Source organism: uncultured Jannaschia sp. (genome assembly GCF_947494055.1).
GTDB lineage: Bacteria > Pseudomonadota > Alphaproteobacteria > Rhodobacterales > Rhodobacteraceae > Jannaschia.
In genome coordinates, this window is the sequence record NZ_CANLTR010000146.1 from 1 (window position 1) to 855 (window position 855).

Annotated in this window: 1 protein-coding gene; it reads right to left on the minus strand. The window is 66.5% G+C overall.

The annotated features are described in order from the left end of the window. The coding region (locus tag Q1A87_RS23555) for an elongation factor Tu (RefSeq protein WP_299657286.1) at positions 1-851 on the minus strand (851 nt) is incomplete at its 3' end. Positions 852-855 lie beyond the last annotated feature (4 nt).

Consider the following 855-nt stretch of genomic DNA (forward strand, 5'->3'; position numbering starts at 1 on the left):
ACCCCGTCACGGTCGATGCCGCGCAGCAGCGCGCCGATGTTGTCGCCCGCCTCGCCGCGATCGAGCAGCTTGCGGAACATCTCCACGCCCGTGCAGGTCGTCTTGCGGGTGTCGCGGATACCCACGATCTCGATCTCGTCGCCCACGTTGATCACGCCGCGCTCGACGCGGCCGGTGACGACCGTGCCGCGGCCCGAGATCGAGAACACGTCCTCGACCGGCATCAGGAACGGCTGGTCCACCGCGCGCTCCGGCGTCGGGATGTACTCGTCCACCGCCGCCATCAGCGCGCGGATCGAGTTCTCGCCGATCTCCGGCTCGGTCCCGTTCATCGCGTGCAGCGCCGAGCCCTTCACGATCGGGATGTCGTCGCCCGGATACTCGTAGGACGACAGCAGCTCGCGGATCTCCATCTCGACGAGCTCCAGCAGCTCCTCGTCGTCGACCTGGTCGACCTTGTTCATGTACACGACCATCGTCGGGATGCCGACCTGACGGCCGAGCAGGATGTGCTCGCGCGTCTGCGGCATCGGGCCGTCGGCCGCGTTCACCACCAGGATCGCGCCGTCCATCTGCGCCGCGCCCGTGATCATGTTCTTGACGTAGTCCGCGTGGCCCGGGCAATCGACATGCGCGTAGTGCCGCGCGTCGGTCTCGTACTCCACATGCGCCGTCGAGATCGTGATCCCCCGCGCCTTCTCCTCCGGCGCCCCGTCGATCTGGTCGTAGGCCCGGAAATCGCCGAAATACTTCGTGATCGCCGCCGTCAGCGTCGTCTTGCCGTGATCCACGTGACCGATCGTCCCGATGTTCACGTGCGGTTTCGTGCGTTCGAACTTTGCCTTCGCCATGATG